This window comes from Rhodococcus sp. H-CA8f (assembly GCF_002501585.1).
In the GTDB taxonomy this organism is placed as follows: domain Bacteria; phylum Actinomycetota; class Actinomycetes; order Mycobacteriales; family Mycobacteriaceae; genus Rhodococcus_F; species Rhodococcus_F erythropolis.
On the sequence record NZ_CP023720.1, the window covers coordinates 4,533,956 to 4,559,412 of the forward strand.

The 25,457-nt window shown below is 63.7% G+C and carries 23 protein-coding genes; 10 read left to right on the plus strand and 13 right to left on the minus strand.

All coding sequences use genetic code 11. The annotated features are described in order from the left end of the window. Nucleotide 1: 1 nt before the first annotated feature. Both CPI83_RS21040 and CPI83_RS21045 read left to right on the plus strand, forming a co-directional pair. On the plus strand, nucleotides 2-2,338 hold the full coding sequence (locus CPI83_RS21040; protein ID WP_020906768.1) for a glycerol-3-phosphate 1-O-acyltransferase: 2,337 nt from the start codon (nucleotides 2-4) through the stop codon (nucleotides 2,336-2,338). Further along, nucleotides 2,335-3,768, plus strand: coding sequence for an HAD-IB family hydrolase (locus CPI83_RS21045; RefSeq protein ID WP_019744387.1), 1,434 nt, complete (start codon nucleotides 2,335-2,337; stop codon nucleotides 3,766-3,768). Before CPI83_RS21040 ends, CPI83_RS21045 begins: the two co-directional genes overlap by 4 nt. Here CPI83_RS21045 and CPI83_RS21050 read toward each other — a convergent pair. Genes CPI83_RS21050 through CPI83_RS21060 form a run of 3 tightly spaced genes read right to left on the minus strand, consistent with a single transcriptional unit; the run spans nucleotide 3,748 to nucleotide 6,708 of the window. Next, nucleotides 3,748-4,632, minus strand: a complete 885-nt coding sequence (locus CPI83_RS21050; RefSeq protein ID WP_019744388.1) for a sugar phosphate isomerase/epimerase — start codon at nucleotides 4,630-4,632, stop codon at nucleotides 3,748-3,750. The two genes, CPI83_RS21045 and CPI83_RS21050, sit on opposite strands and share 21 nt — an antisense overlap. 7 nt (nucleotides 4,633-4,639) lie before the next feature. Continuing rightward, on the minus strand, nucleotides 4,640-5,758 hold the full coding sequence (locus tag CPI83_RS21055) for a hypothetical protein (protein WP_097387658.1): 1,119 nt from the start codon (nucleotides 5,756-5,758) through the stop codon (nucleotides 4,640-4,642). Then, nucleotides 5,758-6,708 carry a Ppx/GppA phosphatase family protein gene (locus tag CPI83_RS21060; protein ID WP_003941975.1) on the minus strand — a complete coding sequence of 317 codons (951 nt, stop codon included), beginning with the start codon at nucleotides 6,706-6,708 and terminating at the stop codon, nucleotides 5,758-5,760. The genes CPI83_RS21055 and CPI83_RS21060 overlap by 1 nt, the downstream gene beginning before the upstream one ends. Nucleotides 6,709-6,774: 66 nt before the next feature. Between CPI83_RS21060 and CPI83_RS21065 the strand changes: the two genes are divergently transcribed. Further along, nucleotides 6,775-7,560: a hypothetical protein gene (locus CPI83_RS21065; RefSeq protein WP_003941928.1), complete on the plus strand. Its 786-nt coding sequence runs from the start codon at nucleotides 6,775-6,777 to the stop codon at nucleotides 7,558-7,560. A gap of 71 nt (nucleotides 7,561-7,631) precedes the next feature. Here CPI83_RS21065 and CPI83_RS21070 read toward each other — a convergent pair whose 3' ends face one another. From CPI83_RS21070 to CPI83_RS21105, 8 genes are all read right to left on the minus strand, one after another. Beyond that, nucleotides 7,632-8,321, minus strand: coding sequence for a response regulator transcription factor (locus tag CPI83_RS21070; protein WP_003942020.1), 690 nt, complete (start codon nucleotides 8,319-8,321; stop codon nucleotides 7,632-7,634). Continuing rightward, nucleotides 8,318-9,553, minus strand: coding sequence for an ATP-binding protein (locus CPI83_RS21075; protein WP_019744391.1), 1,236 nt, complete (start codon nucleotides 9,551-9,553; stop codon nucleotides 8,318-8,320). Before CPI83_RS21075 ends, CPI83_RS21070 begins: the two co-directional genes overlap by 4 nt. 162 nt (nucleotides 9,554-9,715) lie before the next feature. After that, nucleotides 9,716-10,471, minus strand: a complete 756-nt coding sequence (locus tag CPI83_RS21080) for a phosphoglyceromutase (protein ID WP_003941992.1) — start codon at nucleotides 10,469-10,471, stop codon at nucleotides 9,716-9,718. 46 nt (nucleotides 10,472-10,517) lie between these two features. Next, nucleotides 10,518-12,119, minus strand: coding sequence for an AMP-binding protein (locus CPI83_RS21085; protein WP_019744393.1), 1,602 nt, complete (start codon nucleotides 12,117-12,119; stop codon nucleotides 10,518-10,520). A 139-nt stretch (nucleotides 12,120-12,258) separates the two neighbouring features. Then, nucleotides 12,259-12,756, minus strand: a complete 498-nt coding sequence (locus tag CPI83_RS21090) for a YbjN domain-containing protein (protein ID WP_003941943.1) — start codon at nucleotides 12,754-12,756, stop codon at nucleotides 12,259-12,261. After that, nucleotides 12,753-14,081: a D-inositol-3-phosphate glycosyltransferase gene (gene mshA, locus CPI83_RS21095; RefSeq protein WP_019744394.1), complete on the minus strand. Its 1,329-nt coding sequence runs from the start codon at nucleotides 14,079-14,081 to the stop codon at nucleotides 12,753-12,755. The genes CPI83_RS21090 and mshA overlap by 4 nt, the downstream gene beginning before the upstream one ends. Before the next feature lie 42 nt (nucleotides 14,082-14,123). Further along, the gene (locus tag CPI83_RS21100; protein WP_029536763.1) at nucleotides 14,124-14,951 is read right to left on the minus strand and encodes an alpha/beta hydrolase; all 828 of its coding nucleotides are present in this window, start codon (nucleotides 14,949-14,951) and stop codon (nucleotides 14,124-14,126) included. After that, entirely contained in the window at nucleotides 14,897-16,123 is a 1,227-nt protein-coding gene (locus CPI83_RS21105) for an MFS transporter (protein ID WP_069146217.1), read from the minus strand. The genes CPI83_RS21100 and CPI83_RS21105 overlap by 55 nt, the downstream gene beginning before the upstream one ends. Before the next feature lie 111 nt (nucleotides 16,124-16,234). Between CPI83_RS21105 and CPI83_RS21110 the strand changes: the two genes are divergently transcribed. The 3 genes from CPI83_RS21110 to CPI83_RS21120 all read left to right on the plus strand — a co-directional run bounded on the left by CPI83_RS21110 (nucleotide 16,235) and on the right by CPI83_RS21120 (nucleotide 18,467). Continuing rightward, nucleotides 16,235-17,008, plus strand: a complete 774-nt coding sequence (locus CPI83_RS21110) for a PIG-L family deacetylase (RefSeq protein WP_019744397.1) — start codon at nucleotides 16,235-16,237, stop codon at nucleotides 17,006-17,008. Nucleotides 17,009-17,073: 65 nt separating this feature from the next. Next, nucleotides 17,074-17,466 carry a PaaI family thioesterase gene (locus CPI83_RS21115; protein WP_003942017.1) on the plus strand — a complete coding sequence of 131 codons (393 nt, stop codon included), beginning with the start codon at nucleotides 17,074-17,076 and terminating at the stop codon, nucleotides 17,464-17,466. Continuing rightward, nucleotides 17,463-18,467 (plus strand): tocopherol cyclase family protein, encoded by a 1,005-nt coding sequence (locus CPI83_RS21120; protein WP_097387659.1) that lies wholly within the window; start codon nucleotides 17,463-17,465, stop codon nucleotides 18,465-18,467. Before CPI83_RS21115 ends, CPI83_RS21120 begins: the two co-directional genes overlap by 4 nt. Here the strand turns inward: CPI83_RS21120 and CPI83_RS21125 are convergent. Further along, nucleotides 18,433-19,302 (minus strand): LysR family transcriptional regulator, encoded by an 870-nt coding sequence (locus CPI83_RS21125; RefSeq protein ID WP_097387660.1) that lies wholly within the window; start codon nucleotides 19,300-19,302, stop codon nucleotides 18,433-18,435. The two genes, CPI83_RS21120 and CPI83_RS21125, sit on opposite strands and share 35 nt — an antisense overlap. A gap of 70 nt (nucleotides 19,303-19,372) precedes the next feature. Here CPI83_RS21125 and CPI83_RS21130 point away from each other — a divergent pair, with 70 nt between their 5' ends. Beyond that, the gene (locus CPI83_RS21130; protein ID WP_019744400.1) at nucleotides 19,373-19,732 is read left to right on the plus strand and encodes a nuclear transport factor 2 family protein; all 360 of its coding nucleotides are present in this window, start codon (nucleotides 19,373-19,375) and stop codon (nucleotides 19,730-19,732) included. A gap of 15 nt (nucleotides 19,733-19,747) precedes the next feature. Here the strand turns inward: CPI83_RS21130 and CPI83_RS21135 are convergent, their stop codons facing one another. Further along, nucleotides 19,748-21,019, minus strand: a complete 1,272-nt coding sequence (locus CPI83_RS21135; protein WP_020906761.1) for an ROK family protein — start codon at nucleotides 21,017-21,019, stop codon at nucleotides 19,748-19,750. 342 nt (nucleotides 21,020-21,361) lie between these two features. On the opposite strand from CPI83_RS21135, the gene CPI83_RS21140 reads away from it, so the two are divergent. The 3 genes from CPI83_RS21140 to CPI83_RS21150 are packed head-to-tail and all read left to right on the plus strand — an operon-like array spanning nucleotide 21,362 to nucleotide 25,440. After that, a complete protein-coding gene (locus CPI83_RS21140) occupies nucleotides 21,362-22,357 on the plus strand; it encodes a TauD/TfdA family dioxygenase (RefSeq protein WP_020968920.1) in 996 nt (331 codons plus the stop codon). After that, the gene (locus CPI83_RS21145) at nucleotides 22,354-24,675 is read left to right on the plus strand and encodes an arylsulfatase (RefSeq protein ID WP_097387661.1); all 2,322 of its coding nucleotides are present in this window, start codon (nucleotides 22,354-22,356) and stop codon (nucleotides 24,673-24,675) included. Before CPI83_RS21140 ends, CPI83_RS21145 begins: the two co-directional genes overlap by 4 nt. A gap of 15 nt (nucleotides 24,676-24,690) precedes the next feature. Continuing rightward, nucleotides 24,691-25,440, plus strand: coding sequence for an SDR family oxidoreductase (locus CPI83_RS21150; protein ID WP_003942076.1), 750 nt, complete (start codon nucleotides 24,691-24,693; stop codon nucleotides 25,438-25,440). Nucleotides 25,441-25,457 lie beyond the last annotated feature (17 nt).

The following is a 25,457-nucleotide window of genomic DNA, read 5'->3' on the forward strand; positions in this document are numbered from 1 at the left end:
CATGAGCGAGAACACGACCAACCCGCGCGTGTACCTCACCGAAACCATGACAGAGGCCGAAGCCGGCGTGCTGCGAAAGTGGCTTGCCGACAAGGCAACCTCATCCGAAGCTCGGCCGGTCACCGTGAACATCACCGACAAGACCCTGGCAGAACTGGCGGCTCGGACCGACGACCCGATGCTCGCACCGCTTCGAGTGGTGTGGATTCCGGACACCCATACCAAACACAATGTCGCGGTGCGACTGCGTGATGCGCTGGCACCGCGCGATCCCCTCCACCCCGGACGCGGTGCGCAACGCAGAACCCTGCGCACCGACCCTTCACGGTGCCAGGTCATCGAAGGTGAACCAGCACCACTGAGCGATCTCGAGCGTCGCCTCGAAAAGAGCGGTGGCGGTTCACTACCCGAGTTCATCCGGCGGCAGGCCGCCCTCGCACTCGAGCGCGCCGAATTGGGCCTTCTGGGTGGCCAGTACAAGGTGTCGCGGTTCGTCGTCGACGAGATCACCGACACCCGCCGGTTCACCACCGAGGTGATGGCTTTGGCCGACCGGTTGAACATCGCCGTCGCCGAAGTCGACCGCCGCGCCCGTGAAGCTCTCGAAGAAATGGTTGCCACCCAGAGTCGCCAGGCCATCGCGGTGTGGGATCGCCTGGGCCGCTACTTCGCTCGCGCCTACAAGCTGGACGTGGACACGAGCCGCTTCGAGGAACTCCGTGAGCTGAACAAGGAACACTCACTGGTCTTCCTCCCCAGTCACCGTTCGTACCTCGATCCCCTCGTCCTGCGTCCGGCATTGATCGCGAACGGCTTGCCGCTCAATCACGTCATGGGCGGCCTCAACATCAGCTTCTGGCCCATGGGCTCGATCCTCAAGCGCAGCGGCACCGTCTTCATTCGTCGAAGCATCGGCAACGACGAGGTCTACAAGTGGTCGATGCACGAGTACATGCGCTACCTGCTCACCAAACGCTTCAATCTGGAGTGGTACATCGAAGGTGGACGCGGGCGTACCGGGAAACTACGCCCACCGCGCTTCGGTCTCCTGACCTACCTGACCAAGGCCTTTCAGGTCAGCGGCGCATCCGACGTGTACCTCGTCCCCGTCGCGCTGAGCTACGACCAGCTCTACGAGGTCGGGGCAATGGCTGCCGAGGCACTCGGCGCCGAGAAGACACCGGAAGGCCTGCGCTGGATGGTGGGTTACGTACGCGCACAGGGAAAACGCAACGGCGTCGCGCACGTGACCATCGGACGGCCGCTCTCACTCGCGGATGCACTCAGCCAGGAAACCGATCAGCGCCTCGCCATTCAAAAGGCCGGCATCGAGGTGTGTCACCGCATCAACGAGGTCACACCGGTGACCGTGTCTTCACTGGCGATGTTGGCGTTCCTCGGAATCGAAGACCGGGCGTTGACAGTTCGTGAACTCACCGCGATTCTCACGCCGCTGTTCGGATACATCACCGCGCGAAATCTTCCGATCGCCGGCGACGTCGAACTGTCCGATCCGCGTGTCATCGAGAAGGCGCTGCAGACACACGTCGATTCCGGTGTGCTCGAGCGCTTCGATCGCGGCGGCGAGCAGGTCTTCTACCTCGGCAAGGACCAGCACCTTGTTGCTGCCTTCTACCGCAACAACACAATTCACTTTCTCGTCGTGCGTGCCATCACCGAACTCGTGCTCCAGGCAGCCGTCGAAGAGCGGTTCGAGGATCCCGTCGGAGACGGTTGGGCCGAGGCCAAGCGCATCCGCGACCTGATGAAGTTCGAGTTCTTCTTCAGCGACCGGGACACGTTCGAGCAGGAGATGCGAACCGAGCTGACCCTGATCGATCCCGAGTGGGAAACCGTCATGGCCGCCGACAAACGAACCGAGCACATGATCGAGACGGTGCGGCCGTACCTCGCGCACCGAGTGCTGCAACCGTTCCTCGAGGCGTACCAGGTTGTCGCCGATCAGCTTGTGCTCGCGCCGATTTCGACGTCGTTCGACGAAAAGTCCTTCATCAGCAACTGCATCGACGTCGCACATCAGCGTCGCCTGCGGCAGCAGATCGCCAGCAACGAATCGGTCTCCGGTGAGTTGTTCGCCACTGCACTGAATTTGGCGCGCAACCGTAACTTGATCGAAGTCGACGACGACGGAGTCCGGGCCAGGCGCCTGGCGTTTGCCGCGGAGATCAAGGTCCAGGTCGAACGTCTGCGCCATATCCGAGCACTCGCGCACGCACGGCTCGATCAGGTGGCAATGCCCGTGCCCGACGCCGCAGCAGTAGTGACCATTCCAGAAGCAAACCGAGCGCCCGCCGAGAACGAGGAAGTAGGACTGTGACCGGACTCGAGCGTCTGCACTCCGCCATCGAAGCCGCGCCTCCCGGGCCCGGAACGATCGCCGCCTTCGACCTCGACGGCACGTTGATCAGCGGGTACTCAGCCAGCGTTGTGTACCGAGACCGCCTGCGACGCTTGGATATCAGCGTCGGCGAATTGTTGCGCACCACCGGCGCCGCGATCGACACCCAGTTCCGTGGCGCTGATGTCGGAGCGCTGATGGACATCGGCGTTCGCGCCCTGGGCGGCCGTACCGTCGAGGAACTCAACGACTGGGGGCGGCGGCTGTTCAAGCAGGAGATCGCCGCGATGATCTACCCGGAAGCCCGTGGGCTACTGGCGGCGCACCGGCGAGCCGGCCACACGATCGTGATGGCCACGTCGGCGACTCCGTTCCAGGCCAAGTACGTCGCCGAAGATCTCGACATCGAAGACGTGCTGTGCACCGAACCCGAAGTCGTCGACGGCATGCTCACCGGCGAACTGTCCTCGCCCGCTCTGTGGGGGCCGGCCAAGGCCAATGCCCTTGCGGGCTATGCCGAGAAGATGGGCGCCGACTTGAAGAACGCGTTTGCGTACTCCAACGGTGTCGAAGACGTCTTCATGCTCGAGGCCGTCGGGCGACCTGTCGCGTTGAATCCCGATCGTGGTCTGGCCAGGATCGCGTTGCGCAATCACTGGCCTTCGGTCAGCCTGCGTAAACCGCAACGCGGCGCAACACCGATCTCGACGATCCGAACGGCAACCGCCATGGGTGCGCTTGCTGCCACCGCCGCCCTCGGCGCGTCGGCGGGCATCGTCACCGGCAACCGTCAACTGGGTGCGAACCTGGTCGGCACCTACGGCCCCGACATCTCGCTCTCACTGCTCGGCATCGACGTCGAGATCGACGGCGAGCACAACGTGTGGGACCACCGCCCGGCGGTGTTCATGTTCAACCATCAGAGTTCCCTGGACATGTTGGTCCTGGGAACTGTGATCAAGCGTGACGTGACCGGGGTCGCGAAGAAGGAAGCGGCAAGCGATCCGCGGTTCATGCCCGTCGGCGCACTGCTCGACGTCGCGTACATCGACCGCACCGACACCACAAAAGCGAAGGCTGCACTGCAACCGGCAGTCGACAAGCTCAAGAATGGTGTCTCGATAGTCATAGCTCCGGAGGGCACCCGTTCTCCGACGCCACGCCTGGGCCCTTTCAAGAAGGGCGGATTCCACTTGGCGATCCAAGCCGGTGTGCCGATCGTGCCCGTGGTGATTCACAACGCGGGTGAACGGATGTGGCGCAATTCGCTTGTCGCCCATCCAGGCCCGGTCTACGTCTCGGTGCTCGATCCCATCTCGACCGAAGGCTGGGAGACCAAAGACCTCGACGCACACGTCGAGAAGGTACGCGCGCAGTTCGAAGCTGCGCTACTTGCCGGCCACCGCTGAGCGTGCCAGGTGCTCGCGTGCAAACGCGAGCGCCTGCGCCAGCATCGACGACCGCTCCCGCCGGGTGCGCGCGTTCTGCGTGTTGATCTCGATGACAGCCTGGCCGCTGAATTCGCTCGCAGCCAATTGCTGACACAACTCCGCGCACGGCTGTGAGCCATGCCCCGGAATCAGGTGCTCGTCCATCGACGCCCCGCGACCGTCGGCCAGGTGCAGGTGCTCGAGCCCCTTGCCCATACGGGAGGCCAACTCCAAGGCATCCATGCCCGCCGTCGCGGTGTGCGACAGGTCGAGTGTGTAGTGAGCGTGATCGGAATCGGTCGGGTCGTACGACGGACTGAACGCGGACAACGCTGCCCCCGGACCACCACGTTTACGCAGACGCTCCGCGGACTTGTCCTTGCCGCCGAAGAAGCTGTCGGCGCGCATGGGGAACATGTTCTCCACCGCCACCACGACGCTGCTCTTCGATTCGAGATCGACAACCTGTTCCGCGAAGCCTTCGGCGTACTTGCGCTGCCACCGGAACGGCGGGTGGACGACCACCGTCGTCGCTCCCAAGGTTTCGGCAGTGCGTACCGAACGCTCGAGCTTCTCGACCGGATCGGAACCCCACACGCGCTGCGAAATCAGCAGACACGGCGCATGCACGGCCTGCACCGGAATCGCATACTTGCGAACGAGGGCAGCCACAGCACCGATGTCCTGACTCACGGATTCGGCCCACACCATCAGTTCGACACCGTCGTATCCGAGATCAGCGGCGTAGCGAAATGCTGCTTCCGTGTTCTCCGGATATACCGAAGCCGTCGACAAGCCGACAGCGATCGGCCGACGAACCATGCGCTGCGATCCCCCGATCATCGTCCGATCAACCCGAGGTCAACAAGAACGCCAGTGGACCGAGCGTCACGATCATGCCGACGACCACCGCGATCACGAAACTCGTGATGTCGTCCGTCTTGCGCAGAACCCGCACGACGGCCACCAAGCCGACGATCACGATCAGCGCGAGCACCAACGCCACCCACGGCAGCATGTCCCACAGCTTCTCGAAGCCCTTGAACATCGCGCCGCCGACGATCAGTGCAACAACCACCTGACCGGCAAGCACTGCCCATTCACGGATCGAGTTACGCTCGCCTGCCTCTTCCGCTGCCGGTTCGGCTTCGACATCGGACTCCGCGACGGCACTGGACTTTTTTGCACCGTCATCGACTGCCGGCGCCTTGACCAGATCGACCACGGCGGTCGATTCGGCCTCGCCGGCATCCGCGTCTGCGATCTTGTCGATCAGTTCGGTGCTCTCTTCCGGCGCGGCCGGAGCAGGAGCAGTCGGTGCAGGTGCCTTCACGACAGGAGTGGGGACACGCGGCGGCAGGATCGGCGGACGCAACGACGGCGACTGGGTTGCGGCGCGCTCCTGACGCATCAGATCGCCCGCCAGGGTCTGACCCGACAGCAGTGCTGGTTCCTGCGTTACCTGCGTCGGTGACGAGGAGTTGAGCGGCGCCCGGCTCACCCACTGTCCGGGCGAGGACTTCGAGGTCTGTCCCGGCGATGGCGTGGAAGTCGGCTTCGGAGTGGTCACCGGCGGTGTGGCAACCGGCTTCGATTCGGCCTTGGGTGCCTGCGGCTCGTCATCGTCATCGTCGTCGTCGAACGAGACGGCGAAGGCTGCGGTGCGGTCGGCGGGAACCTTCGGTGCCGGTTCGGCTGACTTGGCAGTTTCCGCGACAGCCTGGGCTGGTTCAGAAGATGCAGCGCTTTCTGGCGCAGCTGCTTCAGGCTGGGCTGCTGGTTCGTCCGACTCTGGCTCGGCGGCCGCGCGCGATCCCGACTGGCGAACGATCGGGATCTCACCCGTCAGTTCGGCGACGGAGATGCCACCGGCTACGCCGCGCCGGCGTCGTCCACCTCGGGATTCGACGCTCTGACCGTTCCGCTTGAGCAGTTCCGCTACGGAAATCTGCTGACTGTCCTCGGTCATCAAGCACTCACCACCAATTCACCGCCCATTTCTGTGTCGAGCTTTCGCAGAATCAGACCCTCACGCAGTGCCCAGGGACAAATTTCCAGTTCGTCCACTCCGAGCGCCCGCATGGTTGCCTCTGCGATGAGCGCGCCGGCCACAATCTGCTGTGACCGATCCGAGCTCACTCCTTCCAATTCTGCACGGTCCGCTGCCGTCATCCTGGATATGAAGGCTATGAGTTGCCTGAGTCCGCTGGAAGTCAGGGTCCGTTTTGCCCGGGGGCCTGCGGCAGAAGGGGCCGCGCCGGTGAGCCGAGCCAACGATCGGAAGGTCTTCGAGGTCCCGACCGTGCGGTCCCAGTCGCCGGCGGCGCGCAGTTCCTTGGCTGGTCCGACCAACTCCGCGTCCAGCCAGTCGCGCAATACAGCGACCCGGCGCTTGCCCGGCGGATCAGCCTGTAGCCAGTCGCGCGTCAACCGTCCCGCACCGAGTTGCAGTGAGAAGGCGACGTCCGGATCCTCGTCACCGCCTGCGGTGAGTTCGAGCGAGCCGCCGCCGATGTCCAGGTTCAGGATGCGTCCGGCGCTCCAGCCGTACCAGCGGCGCACGGCCAGAAAGGTCAGGCGGGCTTCGTCGACCCCGGAGAGAACCTCGAGATTTACTCCGGTCTCGGCGCGGACGCGGGCGAGCACAGCTTCGGAATTGTTGGCGTCACGGACGGCGGAAGTGGCAAAAGCCATCATTTCCTCGCATCCGGACGTCTTGGCGATACCGGCGAATTCGGAGACCGTCGACACCAAGCGATCGGCCCCTGACGTGGTGATATCGCCGCGGTCGTCAGTGTTTTCTGCCAGCCTCAACGTGGACTTGGTCGAGCTCATGGGTGTTGGGTGGCCGCCCCGATGGGCGTCCACAACCAATAGATGGACGGTATTGCTTCCGACGTCGAGTACCCCTAGTCGCACATCGCCACGTTACTGGGTCTACCGTCGGCCCTTGTGACAGCAGGTAACCCAGACCGGTCCCACAAGATGACTCCGAGCCCCGAGGTCGATCTCGATTTCCCGCGCGAATGGGTCGAATTTGTCGATCCGGACAACTCCGAGCACCTCATTTCCGCTGATATGACGTGGTTGCTCTCGCATTGGACCTGCGTGTTCGGCACGCCGGCGTGTCAGGGCATCATCGGCGACCGCCCGGACGACGGCTGCTGCTCGCACGGCGCTTTCCTCTCCGATCAGGAGGATCAGGACAAGCTCGATGCGTCAGTGAAAATGCTCACAGCCGAAGACTGGCAGTTCATGGAAAAGGGTCTCGGCAAGAAGGGCTACGTCGAAGAAGACGACCTCGAGGACGAGCCCGCGCTGCGCACCCGCCGCTACAAAGGTGCATGCATCTTCCTCAACCGGCCGGGTTTTGCCGGCGGCGAGGGCTGCGCACTGCATTCCATGGCGCTCAAGAAGGGCATCGAGCCGCTCGAGGTGAAGCCGGACGTGTGCTGGCAGCTACCCATCCGCCGCACCCAGGACTGGGTCGACCGGCCGGACGGCGTTCAGATCCTCAAGACCACGATCACCGAGTACGACCGCCGCGGCTGGGGTGAGGGCGGCGACGACCTCGCCTGGTACTGCTCCGGCTCCCCCGACGCTCATGTCGGGGAGCGGCAGGTCTGGCAGTCCTACGGGCCGGAACTGACAGAGCTTCTCGGAAAGCGTGCGTACGACGAGCTGGCTCGCCTCTGCAGGCGTCGCGCCGGCCTCGGCCTCATAGCAGTCCATCCGGCGACCACGATCGCTCAGAACAAAGCTCAGGGCTGACTCCACGTAAACAATAAGAATTCAGCCGCTCACACGATCGTGTGAGCGGCTGAATTCGTCTCGAGGTTCGATCACGCTTCGAGCTTGTAGCCCAATCCTCGGACCGTGACCAGGTGTTCGGGCTTGGCCGGATCCGATTCGATCTTCGAACGCAACCGCTTCACGTGTACGTCAAGGGTTTTGGTGTCACCGACGTAGTCGGCGCCCCAGACGCGGTCGATCAACTGTCCACGGGTCAACACCCGGCCGGAGTTGCGGAGCAGGTACTCGAGGAGGTCGAACTCCTTGAGCGGCAACGTCACCGGGTTACCGGCAACCTGTACGACGTGGCGCTCGACGTCCATCCGCACCGGTCCGGCCTCGAGCACCCCGTTGTCGGAGGCGAGATCCGCCTCGTTCTCCACCCCGCGGCGCAGCACCGCACGGATGCGGGCGATCAGCTCGCGCGCCGAATACGGTTTGGTCACATAGTCGTCCGCACCGAGTTCGAGGCCGACGACCTTGTCGATCTCACTGTCACGCGCCGTCACCATGATGACGGGAACGCCGGAGCGCGACCGCAGCGCCTTGCAGACGTCGGTGCCACTCATGCCGGGCAGCATGAGGTCGAGCAGGACGATGTCCGCTCCGGAGCGATCGAATTCCGCCAACGCCGACGGTCCGTCGTTGACGATGGTGGTCTCGAAGCCCTCCTTGCGGAGCAGGAACGCCAGCGGGTCCGCCAAGGACTCCTCGTCCTCCACGATCAGCACACTCGTCATCGTTTGGCCTCCATGCCGTTTTCTCTACTGCCTTGTTCTCGTCTGCCGATCCGCGTGGAACCGGCGGTTCCCGCGTCGTCAGAGTCGATGTCGTCGTCCGACTCCACGTGTGCCGGTATCTGCAACGTGAAGGTAGACCCTGTTCCCGGTTTGCTCCACAGTTCGATGGAGCCGTTGTGATTGGCCGCGACGTGTTTGACGATCGCCAGCCCCAGACCGGTTCCGCCGGTCTGCCGTGACCGCGCCTTGTCCACGCGGAAGAATCTCTCGAACACTCGCTCCTGGTCCGCTTTCGCGATGCCTTCTCCTCGGTCGGTGACTGCGATCGCGACGTTGTCGCCGCGTACCGACCGACTGACGGACACCGGAGAACCCTTGGGCGAGTAAGCAATAGCGTTCTCGATGAGGTTGGACAATGCTGTGACGAGGAGAGTCTGATCCCCGAGTACTTCCAGCCCACTCGGATGGTCGGTGGTGACGGTGATCCCGGCGGCCTCGGCCGACAGATTCGACCTCGACAGTGCCTCGGACACCACGGTGTCGACGTCGACCACGTCGAGATCCGGCAGCTTCTCGGCGCCCTGGAGGCGCGAGAGTGCGATCAACTCGGTGACCATCTTGCCCAGACGAATCGACTCGCCCAGCACCCGTTCGCCGAAGTGCCGCACCGATTCCGGGTCGTCAGCAGATTCGAGCAGTGCCTCCGCGAGCAAACTCATCGCGCCGACCGGCGTCTTGAGTTCGTGGCTGACGTTCGCGACGAAATCGCGTCGCGTCGCCTCCATGCGGACCTGCTCGGAATCGTCATCGGCGAACAGGACCACGAAATTGCGATCGTCCTTGCTGAGCAACCGGGCCGTGCCACGTACCGCGATCTTGTCGCGGCCGCGCTGAGCGGTCTGCGCCGTCAGATCGACCTCGACGGCTTGGCCCGTCCGCAGAACTTCCTGAGCAGCCCGCCAAGCTCGCTCGTCGACCAGACGATTCTTGACGAGGCCGAGTTCCTCGGCGCGAGGGTTGAAGAGCACGACGTCGTGGAAACCGTCGACGACGGCGATACCGCTTTCCGAAGCCAACACGATGAGGTCGAGAACCTGAGACATCGTGAGCCCGGTCTGTTCGTCCGAGCGCTGACTCTGGCGCGACGACAGCCTGGGTACCAGCACCCCGCCGACGAGGTAGCCGACCAAGCCGGCGACCACGACCAGCAGCACTGCAATCACGACACTCACGGCGCAATCGTACGTTCGCGCGAAGTGTCGGTTACGGCGGGTTCGGACGTTCCCGCCCGCGTAATCCGCCAGGTGGACGGCGTTGGTTCTTCGTTCATCTGTTGTTGGCCGAGGCCCCCCGAAAACACTGTTCGGGGGGCCTCGACGCACATCATCGGGTTGCTACTTTCCGCCCTGATTCGCCACCGCGGCGGCGCCGGCAGCTGCGGCCTCCGGATCCAGGTAGGTGCCGCCGGGATTGAGCGGCTTCAGGTTCTCGTCGAGGTCGTAACGCAGCGGGATTCCGGTCGGGATGTTCAGGCCCGCGATGTCCTCGTCCGAGATGCCGTCGAGGTGCTTGACCAATGCACGCAGCGAGTTGCCGTGTGCGGTGACCAGCACGTTCCGGCCGGCGAGCAGCTCCTGGGAGATGGTGTCCTCCCAGTACGGGATCAGACGCTTGACGACGTCGAGCAGGCACTCGGTCAAGGGAACCTCGTCGAGGTTCGCGTACCGAGGATCGGTGTCCTGGCTGTACTCGCTGCCGGCTTCGATGGCGGGCGGCGGGGTGTCGTAGCTACGACGCCAGAGCATGAACTGCTCGTTTCCGTACTCTTCCTTGGTCTGCGCCTTGTTCTTGCCCTGCAGAGCGCCGTAGTGGCGCTCGTTGAGACGCCAGTCGCGCACTACCGGGATCCAGTGGCGATCGGCGGCGTCGAGTGCGAGGTTGGCCGTGCTGATCGCGCGGCGCAGCAGAGACGTGTAGAGAACGTCGGGCAACAGGTTGTGCTCGGCGAGCAGTTCGCCGGCGCGCTTGCCCTCGGCCATGCCCTTGTCTGTCAGGTGTACGTCCACCCAGCCGGTGAACAGATTGAGTGCATTCCATTCGCTCTCGCCGTGGCGGAGCAGGACCAGGGTTCCGATACTCATGGCGTTCATCCTGGCACGAGTACCGGAACCCTTCTTGATCAACCCTGTCCGGAAATCAGCTCGGGGCTACTTCCGCAGTTCGCAGATCCTTGCGGAGGATCTTTCCGGCCGCGGATTTCGGCACGGTGCTGATGAACGAAACCTGGCGAACCTTCTTGTGCGGCGAGACTCGCTCGGCGACGAACGAGATCACATCGGCTTCGGTCAACTCGGCGCCGCCCTGGAGCACGACGAATGCCTTCGGGACCTCTTCGCCCTCGGCGTCGAGCACGCCGATCACGGCGGCGTCGGCGATCTGCGGGTGGGTCAGCAGCAAGGCCTCGAGTTCCGCCGGGGGAACCTGGTAGCCCTTGTACTTGATCAGTTCCTTGAGGCGGTCGACGATCTTGACGACGCCGTCGCCGTCGACGGTCGCAATGTCACCGGTGTGCAGGTAACCGTCGTCGTCGAGGGTGTCCTTGGTGGCCTGGTCGTTGCCGAGGTAGCCGAGCATGATGTTCGGGCCCTTGCACCACAGTTCGCCGGGCTCGCTGACGCCGTCCGAGCCGAGAGCCGGGTACGCGACCTCTTCGCCCGTTCCGGGGTCGACGAGCTTGCATTCCATGTTGGCGATGGTCGGACCGCACGTGTCGAGGGCGATGTCGTCACGATCGAAGGGGATCGCGTGCGAGACCGGGCTCATCTCGGACATGCCGTAGCCCTGGCGGACGTGGCAGTTCAACCGGTCGGCGACGGCCTTGCCGAGCGCCGCGTCGAGCGGGGCCGCACCGGAGAAGATGGTGTGCACGCTCGAGAGGTCGTACTGATCGACGAGCGGGTGCTTTGCCAGCGCGACGGCAACGGGCGGTGCGACGAAGATGTACGTCGACTTCTGCTCGGCGACGATCCGCAGGAACTCGACGAGATCGAACTTCGGCATCGTGATGAGGCTCGCGCGGCGGTAGAGCGCAGCGTTGAGCAGGACAGTCATGCCGTAGATGTGGAAGAACGGCAGGACCGCGAGAATCTTGTCGTCGGTCTCGATGCCCATCCGCGGAATGATCTGGCAGACGTTGGCCACGAGGTTCCGATGGGTGAGCATGACCCCCTTGGGTCGGCCGGTGGTGCCAGACGAGTACGGCAGCACCGCGAGCTGGGTGGCCGGATCGAAGGAGACCTCGGGCGCCGCTGCGCCCTCGCCGAGCAGATCTCGCAGCGACAGATGGCCTTCGGCACCGTCGAGCACGAAGACGTTCTCTGCCGGGATACCGACCAGGTCAGCAGCTGCCTTTGCCTGCGGCAGGAGCGGCGAGACGGTGAAGAGGAACTTGGCCTTGGAATCGGTGAGCTGCTTGGCGATGTCCTCGGCGGTGTAGAGCGCGTTGATCGTGGTCGCGACGCCACCGGCACGAAGGATGCCGTGGAAGACGGAACCGAAGGCCGGGACGTTGGGCGAATGCAGCCCGACCACGTCGCCGACGGCGAGTCCGCGCGCTGCGAGAGCGCCTGCAACGCCGTTGATCTGTGCGATCAGCGAAGCGTATGTGGTGACTGCGCCCGAACTGCCCTCGACGAATGCCGTCTTGTCGAGGTCTGCGGGGTCGGTATTTCCGAACAGGAAGTCGTAGACGCTGAGGTTGGGGATTTCAACGTCGGGGAACGGACTCTTGAAGCTCACTGTGCTCCTCGAAAAGTTGCGCGGCGGGGTGGTGTGACCAACTTACTGTGACTCACGGGAACAGTATTATTCCGTGACGACAGTCACAAGTAAAGGCCACTTTACGTGACACATCCGCGATGTGTCTCACCCCGCTCGATCAGCTCTGCGCGGGCTCTTCCTCGATGAGGTGCTTGAACGGTTCGAGATTCGCCAGCGACTCGCCTCGCGACACCCGCCACGCCCACTCACGCTTGATGGAAGAGGAAAAGCCGAGTTCGAGGATGACGTTGAAATCGCCGTCGGCGGCTTCGAGAACCTGACCGAGCACTCGGTCGAGTTCATCGCCGGTCACGGCATGCTCCGCGATCTTGCCGACCAGGTAGATGTCCCCGACCTTGTCGAGTGTGTACGCCACCCCGTACAGACGGCGGTTGCGCTTGAGCAGGAACTTGTAGACGCCTTCGAAGTTCTCGTCCACCTTGCGGCACACGAAGGCCTCGACCCGCACACCGTGATTGCCGACGGTGAGCAGAGTCGACGTCTTGAGTTTGTGTTCACCGGGAAGTTCGACGATGAAATGCGCGTCGTCTTTTCTGGTGAATTCGAGTTCGCGCTCGGTGAGGGCCTGCTCGATGGTGTCCGAAATGCTGCTCATGTACGCACTCCCCCGGTCCGGCGCAGACGCCACAGACCCCGCGCACGGCGGGGCGAGAAGTCGCTTGGACCGGTTCCGTTGTTGTAGTTGACTGCGGCTTTGCGATAGCTCTCGAGCAAACCGTCCGCGGTGTGTTCCCACGAGAAATTCTCGGCGTGACGCGGTGCCTGCGCGGCGAGTTCGGCCAAGCGCGTCGGCGCTGTCACCAAAGATTCGAGGGCGCCGGCCCAGTCTTCGGTGCGGTGTCCTTGAACCAGCAGGCCTGTCTCCCCGTTGCGTACGGCTACTCCCAGTCCGCCGACGTCGGCGGCGATCACGGGAGTTCCGCAGGCTTGAGCTTCGATGGCGACCAACCCGAAGGACTCCGAATAGCTCGGCACCGCAACCAGATCCGAGGCACGGTAGACATCGGCGAGACGCTCCGGTGCCTGCGGTGGCAAGAACGTCACCTGCGCGGTGATACCGAGTGATCGTGCAAGTTCGATCAGCACGTCCGGCCGCGCGAGACCAGTTCCGGACGGGCCACCGACGACGAGGATGCGCAGCGGCAACCCGGGCCTGCGGCTGATCACTTCGGCTGCAGCACGCAGCAGAACGTCCGGCGCTTTGAGCGGTTGGATGCGGCCGACGAAAGTCACGACGATCTCGCCCGGGTCCAACCCCAACGACGCGCGGGCTGAATCGCGATCGCCCGGTCGATAGCGGGTGAGATCGGCGCCGGGAGCCACGACGTCGATACGCGTGGGATCTGCGCCGTACAACTCGTGCAGCGCCTTGGCTTCGTCGGTGGTGTTGGCGACCAGGCGATCGGACTCGGCGACTACTTGCTGCTCGCCGATCTGACGTGCTGCCGGCTCCGGGGTGTCTCCCTCGGCAAGCGAAAGATTCTTCACCGCCGCGAGGGTGTGTGCAGTGTGTACGAGGGGAACGCCCCAACGGTCGCGAGCCAGCCAGCCGACCTGCCCGGACAACCAGTAGTGCGAGTGGATCAGGCTGTAGTACCCGGGCTCGTGTCGCGCTTCCTCCCGTAGAACGCCCGCGACGAAGGCACACAGTTGAGTCGGCAGATCCGCCTTGTCCAGCCCTTCGAAGGGACCAGCTGCAATGTTCCGAACCCGCACTCCGGGAGCGGCGTCCACCACGGGTGCGTCGGCCGAGGACGTCGCGCGGGTGAATATCTCCACCTCGACGCCACGTTTGGCGAGCTGAATCGCGGATTGCAGAACGTAGACGTTCATCCCACCCGCGTCACCGGTGCCGGGTTGCGCCAATGGCGAGGTGTGGACCGAGAGAACGGCCACCCGGCGAGGGCGCGAAATGTGCATGGGCGTCACGACTCCATACTGCCCCCTCACCGGGCGCGAACTCTAACCGAGGCTCGAGATGAAGGTTCGCACTTCGGACACGAATCGTGTCGGATCCTCCACGAACGGGCCGTGATTGCAGCCTTCCCAGTACGACGCCTGGGACTTGGGAATCAGTTCCTCGGCGTGCTTACCTGCACTCACGTCGACGACGGAGTCCTCGGTTCCGTGCAGAACGAGAACGGGGATATCCAGGTTGCGCAGCAAGTCGTCGTGACCGACAGCACGGTTGAACAATGCTGCTCGTACCCGCGGACGGGTCGAGAGGCTGTACCCGAACAAGGCCTGCGACGCTGCACCCTTGCCCTCGGGTGGGCCGGTGAGAGCGTTGCCGAAAGCGCCGAGTGCCCTGATCGCCTCGCGGGGATCTTCGGACATCGCGCCGGGAACCGCGCTACGCATCGCCGAGCCGACCTTGCCGCCCTTCTCACCGCGGCCGATGCTGGTGATCGCACCGACCAGAACCGCACCCGCCACCGCACCGGTTCCGTGCGCTGCCAGATAATCGCAGATCACCAGACCGCCGTACGACCAGCCGAGCAGTATCGCGTTCTCGGCGACGCCTTCTGCCGCGAGAACGGCCGCGACGTCGCCGGCCCAGTTCGCGGAGTCGTCGTATCCGGTTTCGGGAGCATCGGAGTATCCGTGGCCGCGCAGATCGACAGCGATCAGGCGGTAGTCCGCAGCCAGGTCCGCGAGGACCTGCTCGCCCCAGCACTGCGACGACTGAGCCCAGCCGTGCAGCAGCACCAGCGGGGTCCCCGCCGAATTTCCGGTTACTCGATAGACGATGGACGTGCCGTCGACGCTGACGGCTTCACGAATAGACATGCCGTCACGATAGAGGCTGCGACTGCAGCGCCGACCGCGAGCATGTACGCCGACGGGACGCCGTACCGGTCGATCAGTTGCCCGGCCAGCGCAGACCCGAGCGCCACGCCGACGCCGAGGCCGGTGACCGTCAGGGTCATTCCCTCCGTGAGCTTTTCCGGGGGGACGATCTGTTCGACCAGGGCTGTCGCGATGATGAGCGTCGGTGCGACGGTCGCGCCCGCCAACACGTATGCGCCCGCGAGTGCGGCCACGTTTCCGACCAGGAGTAGTGGGACGCTGAGAACGGCGACCGCGGAGGACGCGATCATCAACTGACCTCGCAGCGACCGCGCCGGGTGCATCGACCCGAAGATCAGTCCCGCGATTCCCGAGCCGCCGGCGAACAGCGCGAGGACCAGCGTCGCGGATCCCGGCGAATTCTGTTCCTCGGTGAACGCGATGGCGCCGACGTCGATGACGCCGAAGATCGTTCCGAGCATCACCATGATCACGATGACGATCCACATCACGTGATTACCGAGAACCGACCGTCCGCGGCCGGGTCGGCGCGGATGCACCTTCGGTTCGGTTCCTCGCTGTATGACCAGCAGCAGGGTTCCGGTGACCAGCAGAATCAGTCCCGCCAGCGGTCCGGCCTCGGGAAAGAGCCCGATACTCAGGCCGACCGAAATGACGGGGCCCGCCACGAAACAGAGTTCGTCCACCACGGATTCGAAGGCGAAGGCGGTGCGCAGCTGAGGTTTTCCGACATAGATCGCCACCCACCGGGCGCGGATCATCGCGCCGATCGTCGGGGTGGCGCCGCCGGGGACGACCAGAACGAAAAGCAGCCAATCGGGAGCTTCCATCCGCACTGCGAGCAAGAGCGCCCCGATCGCCGTGACGCTCACGGCTGCGGCAATCGGCAGGACCGCACGCTGGCCGAAGCGGTCGACCGCACGTGAGACCGCGGGCGCGATGATCGCCGACGAGAGCGCAAAAACCGCGGCGAGCGCGCCGGCGAGCGCGTAGTCACCACGAAGTTGCGAGATCATCGTCACGATTCCGATGCCGATCATGGCGATCGGCAGCCTTGCGACAAATCCGGCGGCCGAGAATGCGACCGAACCGGGGGCGGCAAAGATCTCGCGGTAGGCGCTCAGCAGGCCTTTGTTGGTGGATTCGCTCATGTCAGCTTCTCGTGCACTGAACAAGGTTCACAGAGCCGAGGCCGACTCGACAAATCGTTTTCACTGTGCGCTCGGGTTGACCTGTCGGTAACTTGCCTTACGATTGCGCGAATGAGTGTCCTGGTGTGTTTCCACGCCCATCCCGATGACGAAGTTTTCACTACGGGTGGCGTGATGAGAATGGCCGCCGACGCAGGTCACCGCGTCGTAGTCGTCACCGCTACCGACGGTGCTCTCGGTGAATTCCCCGACGGCCTGTTGGACGAATACGAGACGTTGGCTCAGCGCCGCAGCCGTGAACTCGAGGCGTCCACCGACGCGTTGGGCGCCAATCGCGTCGTGTCCCTGCATTACCCGGATTCGGGGATGGTGGGTACGCCCGAGAACGAGAATCCGGAAGCGTTCTGCAACGTCGACGTCGAGAAGGCCGCCGAGCGTCTTGCCGAGGTTCTTCGTGAAGAGAACGCCGATGTCCTGACCATCTACGACCCCAACGGCGGATACGGGCACCCGGATCACATCCAGGTCCACCATGTCGGCGTCCGGGCCGCAGAACTCGCAGGCACGCCGTTCGTCTACGAGGCGTCCACCAACCGCGATCACATGAAGATGCTGATGCAGGCCAACCCCGAGTGGACCGAAGAGGCGCAGCCGCCGGACATCGAATCGTTCGGGCTTCCGGCAGACCAACTCACCACCGCCGTCGATGTCAGTTCGGTGATCTCGTCCAAGCGCGCGGCCATGTACGCACACGCGACGCAGGTCGGCGATTTCGGCCCGTTCCTCGAAATGCCGACGGAGCAGCTCGCCGCGGCATTCGGCACCGAGTGGTTCCGTCGCCGCAACGCGCCGGAAGGTCTGTCCGAAACCGCCCTTCCCCTCTGAATTCACCGCCCTCGATAAACCGAAGTCCCGACGGAGGTTTCGGCGGCTCGTTACCATCGGTAGGCATGGACCTCGAACAACTTGTCGCGAGCATGCCTTTTGCAGTTCACACCGGAATTCAGTTGGACAGCGCGGCACCCGAACAGGTTGTCGGCCATCTGGATTGGGACAGCCACCGCACCACCGCCGGCAACGGAATGCACGGCGGCGCCTTGATGACGCTGGCAGACAGCGTCGGCGCCGTCTGTGCATTCCTCAATCTTCCGCCCGGTGCAAGCACTTCCACCACCAGTTCGTCGACCGTGTTCACTCGCGGGGTGCGCAAGGGCACGGTCACCGCAACCGCCCGGCCATTGCATGCGGGGCGCAGCACCGTCGCGGTCGTGACCGAGATTCGCGACGACGAAGGCCGCCTCGTCGCTCAGGTCACCGCATCACAGGCAGTATTGGGACCGTGAAGCGTCCCGCGTACCGCGCCTCGGGTGCCACCCTGCCGTACGGCAATCTGCTTGCCTCCCATAATGTTGCGATGGAGGGTTACTTCTGGCGATTCACGATGCCAGGCAGCGGACGGGTGGTGATCGCGCTCGCCGGAATCAACAAGTCCGACGGCGGCAACTGGTCGACGCTCGGTCTCGCGGCGCATCCAGGCGGATTCCTCCGTACCGCCGAACATCCGAGCGGATCGGCCGATCCACGGATCCTGGGGGCCTACGCCGACAACGCTTTCCGCGGCAATGCCGATCGACTGCAGGTCGATTTCGGCGACAGCCATCTCGACGTGCGGATCAGCAATCAGCGATTCTGGCCGCATCGACGCTTCGGGGGATCGAGCTACTTCCAATCAGTTCCCGCACTCAATCAATACTGGCATCCGTGGCTGCTCGGCGGCCGGGTCGAGGGAAGCGCCGTCATCGACGGGCAGAACTGGGATCTCACCGGGGCACAGGTGTACGGCGAGAAGAACTGGGGAAAGGGAGGATTCCCGGAATCCTGGTGGTGGGGACAGGCACAGGGGTTCACCGATCCTCGAGCCTGCGTGGCGTTTGCCGGCGGCCAGGTCAGCGCCGGACCTCTGCGCACCGAAGTCACCGCCGTCGTTGCCGCGCTACCGGACGGAACGGTATTGCGGCTGGGTAATCCGCTGACGTCACAGGTGGAGACGACGGTGTCCGACGATCGCTGGACTCTTCGCGGCTACAGCCGGAAGTGGAGCGTCGACATCGACGGGACCGCACCCATCGCCGACGCACATATTCTTCCTGTTCCGATACCTGCCGAGCGTCGAAACGTGCCAGGAGCGCTCGAGCATCTCGGTGGAACCATGTCGGTCATCGTCCGCCGGCGCGGCACCATAGTCTGGAAGGACAGGTCACGGTTGGCTGCTCTCGAGCACGGCGGATTGGATCGGGCGCAGGCCGAACTCACTCGGCGGGAACAGCTCTCGCAAGATCGATGAGAGCAGAGGCCGCCGGATTCTTGCCGCCCGACGAACGCCAGACCAATTCCAGCCGAGATCGTGCTTCCGGTTCGAGATCGATCCGATGCAACTCCCCCACTGTCGACTCCGGAAGCACGGCCATTCCCAGCCCCTGCGCTGCCAATGAAACGATGATGCCGAGGTTGCTTGCCTCGAGCGCAACCGTCGGCTTGGTGCCGGCGGCGGCGCACGCGAAGTCCAGACACGTTCTGATGCCGGTTCCCTCCGGCAGACAGATGACCGATTGCGTCGCGAGTTCGGCAAACGGCAGAGACGACACCTCGGCCAGCGGATGATCGGCCGCTACTCCGGCCACCAGTCGTTCGTCGGTGATCACCCTCGATTCGAGCTCTTCCGGCAGCTCGCCCGCCACCCCGATGACGGCTATGTCGAAGGTTCCGTCCAACACTCCGGCAAGCAAACTGCGCGAATCGTCCTCGGCCAGCGAAATGTCCAGTCCGGGGTGTTTGTTGTGCAACCGACTGAGCAGATCTGTGAGGTCGGCGGAAGCGCAGGCGGTAACCATCCCGACCGAAACGGAACCCCGAACCAGTCCGTTCAGTGCATCGACAGCGTCGCGGGTGCTCTGAACGGAAGCAAGTGCAGCGTAGGCGTGCGGGAGGACAGCTCGCCCGGCGTCGGTCAGACAAACGGTTCGACCACTACGATCGAGCAATTCCTGCCCCAACTCACGTTCCAGCCGTTTGACCTGGGCACTCACACCCGGTTGGGCTACGTGAAGCCGCTCGGCGGCGCGAGTGAAGTTGGCTTCCTCCACTACCGTGACAAAGTATTCGAGCTGCCGAAGTTCCATAACTGCTGATTCTAGCTGCGAGACAAACTAGATCTTGGACTTATCGCCGGTGCGGTAGAACGATGGAAGCATGACAACAACAGATGACGTTCAGAAGGCCGGAACCCCGGAAGACATCGCAAAGCTTTTTGTGCAGTTCGCCAACGCTGGTGACGCAGACGCCGTCGCCGCACTCTACGAGGAGGATGCGGTGATGGCCTTCCCGCCCGGATCCCTCACCGTGGGTCGCCAAGCCATCCGCGAGGTGATCTCTCAGATGCTGGCAGCTGCACCGAGATTCACCGTCGAGGAATCTCTACCGACGGTGATCAGCGGCGACCTCGCCATGACCTCGACCAAACCTTCCGACGGAACCGGCGGGCGCACGCAGGTCGCGCGCCGCCAGTCCGACGGATCATGGTTGCGAGTCTTGGATCGACCGGAACTCTGACTACCCTCTTCGCAGTCAGACGGCCGACGCGCGACGCATGGCCGCCGCGGGATCAGCAAACAGTGAACTCAGTGACACGACCGTGGAAGCGTATTCCTGGACCCGATTACCGAAACCGGTAATTCGAATGTCCTTACGCTCCAACGAGGATGCCGTCGAGAAAGCCTCGGCGACATGGGGCACTCCGGCGGGATAGTCGGTGAATGCCTGACCACCCAGAATCACACGATCCGGGTTGAACAGGTCACGCAGCATTGCCACCGTCCGGCCGAGGACGCGTGCTCGATCAACCAGAAGTTCGTGTGCCGGAATGGAACCCGACGACGCAGCCCGGTAGACGTCCGCGATCGTGACACGCTCACTGCCCTGGATCACGGCGCCCGAAGACAAAGCCTGCGCAACTACAGCGCGGTCACTGATCGTTGCTTCAAGGCAACCCACGGCGCCGCAGGTGCACCGTGCGGACGAACCCGTCGGAAGGTGCGCGATCGAACCGGGTCCGCTGGACGGCGTGTGTACTCGACCTTCGAAAGTGATTGCGATACCGGCAGTTTCACGGGCGTAGAAGTACAGCCCGGTAGTGCCCGGTGTCGGAGCCTCGGCACGGTCGGTGCTGAGCAGTAGTTCCGACGCAGCCATCGCCTCGACGTGGGCGGCGACTGATACAGGAAGGTCCAAGCCGGCTCCGATGATGGATCCGACTTTGGCGCCCTTCCACCCCAGGCGTGGGTGATCGACTACTCCGGTCGCCGAATCGACGCGACCGCCGATGGCCACGCCGACGGCGAGTGGACGACGCTTGTGCCACCGTGAGGCAAACGATTTGGCCGAGCGCGCAATGGTGGCAAGCGCGACAGCAGAATTGGTGGCGGGAGTCGGAATCTCGACGGCGCCGAGCACCTTGCCACGAATGTCGCTGGCGATGATGCTGGTGACGACGGCACCGATATGAATGCCCACGGTCAAGTACGGCTCGTGGTTGACCTCGAACGGAACCCGCGGACGCCCGATGGCGCCGGAGGCTGTCAAGTCTGCGCGTTCGCGCAGGATCCCGAGGTCCAGCAGGCTCGTGACCTGCCGGTTCACGGTGGCAATACTCAGTCCGGACGCTTTCGCCGCGGTATCGCGAGAGAGCGGTCCGCGGGATCGAGCAATCCGCAACACCGTCGCGGACGGTCCGTCGGCAATGCGCAGTTCGGGCACGACGATCTGGGTACGGGTCCGCGTTCCCGAGAGCGCGGTTCGCGATCGGATGTTCGGAATGGCGGAGATGGTGGGTGTCGACATGGCTGTCCCTTGCAGAAGGAGGAGAAGGCGCATATCTCTGTCGACCGCGAAATCAGCTTTTGCGCTGGTCAAGCGAAGAGAAAGACAGGAATGGCGCAGAAATTAGCTGCAGAAAGAACGGCGGCGACAACACAGCTCTCGCGCCAAGGGCAGACGCGAACCAAGCGCAGCGGTCACATAGGTGACCCGCAAAGCGGCAGGCTGGTCGGTCGACATGGCTCCAAAAGTAGCAGCTTCACCGAGATTCACAAATCAGGTGCGGTAACGATCACACTGACCACAACCCTGTCGAGGCGGATTTTCGCGTGTTTGGGTGGGTGCACTCCCCACGAAAGGTGCACCATGTCTACAGCTTTCGCCAAGCCGACCCTCACGGACGCGGCATCAACGAACGGGGCGGCTGCCGGCGCCGCTCGCGGCACTGTCACCCCCCTCGGCGCGCATATCGGCGCCCGAATCGACGGAATCACTCTCGGCGAGCACCTCGATCCGGCGACGATCTCACTCATCCGACAGGCGCTTCTCGAACACAAGGTGATCTTCTTCCGCGGACAGAACCACCTCGACAACGATTCGCAGTACGAGTTCGCCCAGCTGTTGGGCACCCCGACCACTGCCCACCCCACGGTGAAGTCGCACGGCGCAAAAGTTCTGCCCATCGATTCGGACCTGGGCAAGGCCAACAGTTGGCACACCGACGTCACCTTCGTCGATCGCATCCCCAAAGCTTCGATCCTGCGCGCGGTGCAGCTGCCCGAATACGGCGGTTCCACGACGTGGGCGTCAGGGGTAGCCGCGTACAACGGACTGCCGGATCCACTCAAGGCGCTCGCGGAGAACCTCTGGGCTCGCCACACGAACGTCTACGATTACGCGGCCACCAGCGCCGAGCGTCTCACCGAAGATCGCACGGCCGCCTACCGCGAGGAGTTCCAGTCCACGTACTTCGAGACGGAGCACCCTGTGGTGCGTGTCCACCCCGAAACCGGAGAACGCACGCTCGTCCTCGGACATTTTGTCAAGAACTTCGTCGGGTTGAGCACCGAACAGTCGAACGGTGTGTTCAAGCTCTTGCAGGATCACGCCATCAAGCTCGAGTACACGACGCGCTGGAACTGGGAAGCGGGTGACGTCGCGATCTGGGACAACCGCGCCACCCAGCATTACGCGATCGCAGACTACGACGACCAGTACCGGCGTCTGGAGCGCATCACACTTGCCGGCGACATCCCGGTCAACATCCATGGGGAACGAAGCCGCAGTATCGCCGGCGACGCTTCCGAGTATTCGGTTATCGAAGGTGCAGTTGCGGCAGAAGGTGCCTCGAACAACTCATGACTCACGCAGATTCCGGCCTTCCGCCGCACGCGCGCGGTTACGAAGGCTTCGAGGGTCGAATCGGCCGCACTGCAGCCGATTCGACCCCGGCGTGGCCCACAGCCACGACCCCGCCTCTCGGGTCACCCAACATCGTCGTGGTTCTGATCGACGACATGGGATACAGCGACATCGGACCGTTCGGCTCCGAGATCGAGACTCCCACCCTCGACCGCCTTGCCTCGCAGGGCATTCGAATGACCAACTATCACACGACGCCCCTCTGCTCGCCGTCGCGCGCCGCGCTTCTCACCGGCCTCAATCCGCACCGCGCCGGGTACGGATTTGTTGCCAACGCCGATCCGGGATACCCCGGACTGCGTCTGGAATTGGCCGACGACGTCCAGACACTCCCCGAAATCCTCCGCGGCGCAGGCTATGCGACCTATGCGGTGGGCAAGTGGCATCTCGTGCGCGACGCAAACCTCGCCCCGGGACGAAGTCGTGATTCCTGGCCGACACAGCGTGGATTCGATCGCTACTACGGCTCACTCGAAGGACTCAATTCCTTCTATTACCCCAATCAATTGATCTCCGACAATTCTGTGGTCGACGTCGACGAGTATCCCGAGGGCTACTACCTCACCGACGATCTGACCGACAAGGCCGTCGGGTACATCAAGGACCTTCGCGCCCACGATCAGGACAAGCCGTTCTTTCTCTACTTCGCACACGTCGCCATGCACGGACCCTTACAGGCCAAGCCCGCCGATCAGGCGAAATACCGCGGTCGCTACGACGAGGGCTGGGATCGAATCCGCGAGTCGCGGTTCGCCTCTCAGCTACTGCAGGGACTCTTTCCGGAGGGGACACGACAGGCGCCGCGTAACTCCGAACCCGGATTCGACGTGCCCGAATGGGATTCGCTCACGCCGGAGGTGCAGTCTCGGTTCGCCCGCTACATGGAGGTGTACGCGGCGATGGTCGACTCGATCGATCAGAGCGTCGGACGCATCGTCGACACCCTGGACGAGCTGGGCGAACTCGACAACACGATCATCGTCTTCACCTCGGACAACGGCGGCACCGCCGAGGGCGGTTCGGACGGGACTCGAAGCTACTTCGCGCAGTTCGCGCATATTCAGGATCCGGACTGGGTGGGCGATGTCCCACACGACGAATCCCTCATCGGCGGACCTGAGTTGGGCGTGCACTATCCACGTGGATGGGGGCAGACGTCCAACACCCCCTTCCGGTTCTACAAAGGGCAATCATTTGCCGGCGGGATCCGTGTTCCCTTCCTCCTGTCCTGGCCCGCGGGATTGAAACCCGAAGCGGGCGACAACGGGATCCGCGACCAGTTCGCGTATGTCACCGACCTGACGCCGACGCTTCTCGAACTGGCCGGAATCGAAACCCCCACCGTGCGAAACGGGCTGCCTGTCAAGGAGTTCGACGGCGCGTCGAGCGCGCCGGTTCTGCGTTCACCCACCGCTCCGAGTACCCACACCGAGCAGTACACCGAGGTGACCGGAATCCGCGGCTACTACAAGGACGGATGGAAACTGCTGGCGCTCGCTCCAGCTGACATCGACAAACCGCACTGGCAATTGTTCGACGTCCGAGCCGACCCGACCGAGCTCGACGACCTCGCATCACGGTTTCCCGATAAGGTTCGCGAACTCGCCGAGGCCTGGGACCACTCGGCGTGGGCGAACACCGTGTTTCCTCTACTGGGCAATACCGTCGGCGCGGTTCGCCGTCCGGAGGAGGAGGCACTCTCACGCCCGGTGCGACTACTTGCGGGAACGCCCCCACTGGAGCGCTACCGCTCATCCAAACTGATCGGGTTCCGTGACTTCGACATCACGATCGAACTCGACGGTTACCGCGAAGGCGACGCCGGCGTCCTTGTCGCCCATGGGGATCCACAAGGTGGATATCTTCTCTACGTCGAGGACGGCAACCTGCATCTCGGATACAACGCCTTCGGTTCCTACTCCGTGGTCGATGCGGGGCCATTGCCGGTCGGCACCAAGCGAATCGACGTGTCCGTGGCGGTGTTACCGCGGTTGCGTTGGGATCTCCACGTCAGCGTCGACGGCATTCACGCGGGCCAACTGCTCGGGCAAGTACAACTGGTCGGGATGGCGCCGTGGACCGGCATCTCGGTCGGGGTCGACGCCAGAGGACCTGTGTCGTGGGAAGTACGACGACGCCACGGACCATTCCGGTACAGCGGGGCGCTGCGCGCCGTCACCTACACCCCTGGCCCGGTCAAGGTACCGCGTCGTCACATCGAATCCATCGAACGGGAGGCAGAGTATGCCGCCGACTAGCCCTACGATTGCATCATGACCATTTCTTCCGATGCCCGCATCGCCGTAGTCACCGGAGCCAGCTCCGGAATCGGTGAGGCCACCGCCCGCACCCTGGCAGCTCAGGGATTCCACGTCGTGATCGGTGCTCGCCGCGTCGATCGTCTCGAGAAGATCGCCGAGGAAATCGGTGGTACCGCTCTCGAACTCGACGTCACCGACGAGGATTCCGTCGACGCGTTCGCGGCCGTGGTCCCCCGTGTCGACGTGTTGGTCAACAACGCGGGTGGTGCAAAGGGTCTGGCAACAGTCCTGGACGCCGATCTGGACGACTGGCGGTGGATGTGGGAGACCAATGTTCTGGGTACGTTGCGTGTGACGAAGGCACTGCTGCCCAAGCTGATCGATTCGGGTGACGGTCTGGTCGTGACCATCACCTCGGTGGCCGCGCTGGAGGCATACGACAACGGCTCAGGCTACACCACCGCCAAACACGCTCAAGCCGTCCTTCATCGGACATTGCGCGGTGAACTGTTGGGTAAGCCCGTTCGACTGACCGAAATCGCGCCGGGAGCCGTCGAGACGGAGTTCTCACTCGTCCGGTTCGAGGGCGATCAGGACAAGGCCGACAAGGTGTACGAGGGAATCACACCGTTGGTGGCGCAGGACATCGCCGAGATCATCGGTTTTGTCGCGTCGCGGCCGTCACACGTGAACCTCGATCAGATCATCGTCAAGCCGAGGGATCAGGCAAGCCCCGGTCGGTTCCATCGCACCACCAGCTAGTTCGAATCGCACCGAAC